Here is a 5,331-nt window from a genome sequence, read left to right on the forward strand (position 1 = left end):
AAGTCCGGCGGTGTCCTACTCTCCCACAAGGTCCCCCTTGCAGTACCATCGGCGCTGAGAGTCTTAGCTTCCGGGTTCGGAATGTGACCGGGCGTTTCCCTCTCGCTATGGCCGCCGAAACATTAGAGACGTCAGTCTCGAAGTTTCAAGCATTCATTGCTGAATAACTTGGTTCTCGACCGTACATCGAGAACCACATAGTGGACGCAAGCATTTCATGTCCCCACATGCCAGCCTTACAACATGCATGTGAGTGGTGATTATCAAGTTATCGGCTTATTAGTACAGGTCAGCTCCACGAGTCTTTAGTCCTCGCTTCCACATCCTGCCTATCAACCCAGTAGTCTAGCTGGGAGCCTCTCACCCGAAGGTATGGAAATCTCATCTCAAGGCCGGCTTCCCGCTTAGATGCTTTCAGCGGTTATCCATCCCGAACGTAGCTAATCAGCGGTGCTCCTGGCGGAACAACTGACACACCAGAGGTTCGTCCAACCCGGTCCTCTCGTACTAGGGTCAGATCCTTTCAAATTTCCTACGCGCGCAGCGGATAGGGACCGAACTGTCTCACGACGTTCTAAACCCAGCTCGCGTACCGCTTTAATGGGCGAACAGCCCAACCCTTGGGACCTACTCCAGCCCCAGGATGCGACGAGCCGACATCGAGGTGCCAAACCATGCCGTCGATATGGACTCTTGGGCAAGATCAGCCTGTTATCCCCGAGGTACCTTTTATCCGTTGAGCGACAGCGCTTCCACAAGCCACTGCCGGATCACTAGTCCCGACTTTCGTCCCTGCTCGACTTGTCAGTCTCACAGTCAAGCTCCCTTGTGCACTTACACTCGCCATCTGATTGCCAACCAGATTGAGGGAACCTTTGGGCGCCTCCGTTACTTTTTAGGAGGCAACCGCCCCAGTTAAACTACCCATCAGGCACTGTCCCAGGACCCGATTAGGGTCCGTAGTTAGATATCCAGAGTGACCAGAGTGGTATTTCAACATTGACTCCACCTGAACTAGCGTCCAAGCTTCACAGTCTCCCACCTATCCTACACAAGCCACACCGAACACCAATACCAAACTGTAGTAAAGGTCACGGGGTCTTTCCGTCCTGCTGCGCGTAACGAGCATCTTTACTCGTAGTGCAATTTCGCCGAGTTCGCGGTTGAGACAGCTGGGAAGTCGTTACGCCATTCGTGCAGGTCGGAACTTACCCGACAAGGAATTTCGCTACCTTAGGATGGTTATAGTTACCACCGCCGTTTACTGGGGCTTAAATTCTCAGCTTCGCCTTACGGCTAACCGTTCCTCTTAACCTTCCAGCACCGGGCAGGCGTCAGTCCGTATACATCGTCTTGCGACTTGGCACGGACCTGTGTTTTTAGTAAACAGTCGCTTCCCACTGGTCTCTGCGGCCTTCAAACGCTCCAGGAGTAAATCCCTTCACGCCTCAGGCCCCCCTTCTCCCGAAGTTACGGGGGCATTTTGCCGAGTTCCTTAACCACGATTCTCTCGATCTCCTTGGTATTCTCTACCTGACCACCTGAGTCGGTTTGGGGTACGGGTGACTAAAACCTCGCGTCGATGCTTTTCTTGGCAGCATAGGATCACTGATTTCGTCCGTGAGGACTACCCATCGAGTCTCAGCCGTATATGAGAGACGGATTTGCCTATCTCTCGGCCTACATTCTTAGACCGGGACAACCATCGCCCGGCTCAGCTACCTTCCTGCGTCACACCTGTTAATACGCTAACCGCACCAGACGGGTTCGAGCGTTAGACCGGAAGCGTCACCCCCGAAGGGGATCAGTCAGCCGGGTTAGGACTCTTAGCACTACTGGATTGGCTTGGGCGGTTTTTCGTCAGTACGGGAATATCAACCCGTTGTCCATCGACTACGCCTGTCGGCCTCGCCTTAGGTCCCGACTTACCCAGGGCGGATTAACCTGGCCCTGGAACCCTTGGTCTTTCGGAGGACGGGTTTCTCACCCGTCTTTCGCTACTCATGCCTGCATTCTCACTCGTGTGGCGTCCACGGCTGGTTTACACCGCCGCTTCACTCGCCACACGACGCTCTCCTACCCATCCACACGGCTGGACCACGAAGGCCTGCCACTAATATGAATGCCACGAATTCGGTGGCGTGCTTGAGCCCCGTTACATTGTCGGCGCGGAATCACTTGACCAGTGAGCTATTACGCACTCTTTCAAGGGTGGCTGCTTCTAAGCCAACCTCCTGGTTGTCTGTGCAACTCCACATCCTTTCCCACTTAGCACGCGCTTTGGGACCTTATTCGGTGGTCTGGGTTGTTTCCCTCTCGACGATGAAGCTTATCCCCCACCGTCTCACTGCTGCGCTCTCACTTACCGGCATTCGGAGTTTGGCTAACGTCAGTAACCTTTTGGGGCCCATCGGCTATCCAGTAGCTCTACCTCCGGCAAGAAACACGCAACGCTGCACCTAAATGCATTTCGGAGAGAACCAGCTATCACGAAGTTTGATTGGCCTTTCACCCCTATCCACAGCTCATCCCCTCCATTTTCAACTGAAGTGGGTTCGGTCCTCCACGACGTCTTACCGTCGCTTCAACCTGGCCATGGATAGATCACTTCGCTTCGGGTCTAGAACATGCGACTAAAAACGCCCTATTAAGACTCGCTTTCGCTACGGCTGCCCCTCACGGGTTAACCTCGCCACATATCACTAACTCGCAGGCTCATTCTTCAAAAGGCACGCTGTCACACCAACAAGGGTGCTCCAACGGTTTGTAAGCAAACGGTTTCAGGTACTATTTCACTCCCCTCCCGGGGTACTTTTCACCTTTCCCTCACGGTACTTGTCCGCTATCGGTCATCTGGGAGTATTTAGGCTTATCAGGTGGTCCTGACAGATTCACACGGGATTTCTCGGGCCCCGTGCTACTTGGGATACTCTTCACGCCATAACGACATTTCGACTACGGGGTTGGCACCCTCTATGACTGGCCTTTCAAGACCATTCGTCTATATCGCGCTGTAACGTTCACTGCTCGGCAGAACAGAACGAAAAGTCCCACAACCCCGACCATGCAACACCTGCCGGCTATCACACATGATCGGTTTAGCCTCTTCCGGTTTCGCTCGCCACTACTCACGGAATCACTGTTGTTTTCTCTTCCTGTGGGTACTGAGATGTTTCACTTCCCCACGTTCCCTCTACCCGCCCTATATATTCAGGCGGGAGTCACCGGGTCACCCAAAGGGCCCGGCGGGGTTTCCCCATTCGGAAATCCTCGGATCAAAGCTCTATTATCAGCTCCCCGAGGCTTATCGCAGATTTATACGTCCTTCTTCGGCTCCAGATGCCAAGGCATCCACCGTTTGCTCTTAGAAACTTGAAATCACATGAGTTTGAATCGATCTTTCATAAGAAAAATTGACCAATGATCTACGAACACCCCGAAGGGTGTTCTGTTGATCTTTGTGATCCAGGACTTACGTCCTGAATCTAAGATGCTCGCGTCCACTGTGTAGTTCTCAAAGTACGGGCGGTACCCCCTGCGCACCCCTCAATATAAAGGGAAACAACAAAGGGTCCAGAGGTTCGTCCTCCCCATCCAAAGACAGGGGATCCGGTCCCTCAGGACCCAACAGCGTGCATATGTGAACCTCCCCGACCAGACCTGTTCCAAACCCGAAGGTCGTACTGGTGTCTAACCGGCTACTTTCACATCATTGTCAATGTTCCACCCATGAGCTCCCAGTCGAAGACGTTCGCTTCGAATCTGGGCTCTGGACCAGCAATGCTGGCCAGTGCTCCTTAGAAAGGAGGTGATCCAGCCGCACCTTCCGGTACGGCTACCTTGTTACGACTTAGTCCTAATCACCGATCCCACCTTCGACAGCTCCCTCCAAAAGGTTGGGCCACTGGCTTCGGGTGTTACCGACTTTCATGACTTGACGGGCGGTGTGTACAAGGCCCGGGAACGTATTCACCGTGACGTTGCTGATTCACGATTACTAGCGACTCCGACTTCATGAGGTCGAGTTGCAGACCTCAATCCGAACTGAGACCGGCTTTTTGGGATTCGCTCCACCTTACGGTATTGCAGCCCTTTGTACCGGCCATTGTAGCATGCGTGAAGCCCAAGACATAAGGGGCATGATGATTTGACGTCATCCCCACCTTCCTCCGAGTTGACCCCGGCAGTCTCCTATGAGTTCCCACCATAACGTGCTGGCAACATAGAACGAGGGTTGCGCTCGTTGCGGGACTTAACCCAACATCTCACGACACGAGCTGACGACAACCATGCACCACCTGTTTACGAGTGTCCAAAGAGTTGACCATTTCTGGCCCGTTCTCGTATATGTCAAGCCTTGGTAAGGTTCTTCGCGTTGCATCGAATTAATCCGCATGCTCCGCCGCTTGTGCGGGCCCCCGTCAATTCCTTTGAGTTTTAGCCTTGCGGCCGTACTCCCCAGGCGGGGAACTTAATGCGTTAGCTGCGACACGGAGACCGTGGAATGGTCCCCACATCTAGTTCCCAACGTTTACGGCGTGGACTACCAGGGTATCTAATCCTGTTCGCTCCCCACGCTTTCGCTCCTCAGCGTCAGTTACGGCCCAGAGATCTGCCTTCGCCATCGGTGTTCCTCCTGATATCTGCGCATTCCACCGCTACACCAGGAATTCCAATCTCCCCTACCGCACTCTAGTCTGCCCGTACCCACTGCAGGCTGGAGGTTGAGCCTCCAGTTTTCACAGCAGACGCGACAAACCGCCTACGAGCTCTTTACGCCCAATAATTCCGGACAACGCTTGCACCCTACGTATTACCGCGGCTGCTGGCACGTAGTTAGCCGGTGCTTTTTCTGCAGGTACCGTCACTTTCGCTTCTTCCCTACTAAAAGAGGTTTACAACCCGAAGGCCGTCATCCCTCACGCGGCGTTGCTGCATCAGGCTTTCGCCCATTGTGCAATATTCCCCACTGCTGCCTCCCGTAGGAGTCTGGGCCGTGTCTCAGTCCCAGTGTGGCCGGTCACCCTCTCAGGCCGGCTACCCGTCGTCGCCTTGGTGAGCCATTACCTCACCAACAAGCTGATAGGCCGCGAGTCCATCCTTGACCGAAATTCTTTCCAACCCCTAACCATGCGGTTGGGGCTCGTATCCGGTATTAGACGTCGTTTCCAACGCTTATCCCAGAGTCAAGGGCAGGTTACTCACGTGTTACTCACCCGTTCGCCACTGATCCAGCAGAGCAAGCTCCGCCTTCACCGTTCGACTTGCATGTGTTAAGCACGCCGCCAGCGTTCGTCCTGAGCCAGGATCAAACTCTCCGTAAATGTTTAA

General features: G+C 54.0%; 3 rRNA genes. All 3 read right to left on the reverse strand.

Annotated elements, in window-relative coordinates:
• Window positions 1-2: 2 nt before the first annotated feature.
• Window positions 3-119 (reverse strand): 5S ribosomal RNA (gene rrf, locus HSO01S_RS18075).
• 140 nt (window positions 120-259) lie between these two features.
• Window positions 260-3,378: ribosomal RNA gene (locus HSO01S_RS18080) — 23S ribosomal RNA — on the reverse strand.
• A gap of 423 nt (window positions 3,379-3,801) precedes the next feature.
• A 16S ribosomal RNA gene (locus HSO01S_RS18085) occupies window positions 3,802-5,324 on the reverse strand.
• Together the 16S, 23S and 5S rRNA genes form the textbook arrangement of a ribosomal RNA operon.
• Window positions 5,325-5,331 lie beyond the last annotated feature (7 nt).

Source organism: Herbiconiux solani NBRC 106740 (assembly GCF_001571005.1).
Taxonomy (GTDB): domain Bacteria; phylum Actinomycetota; class Actinomycetes; order Actinomycetales; family Microbacteriaceae; genus Herbiconiux; species Herbiconiux solani.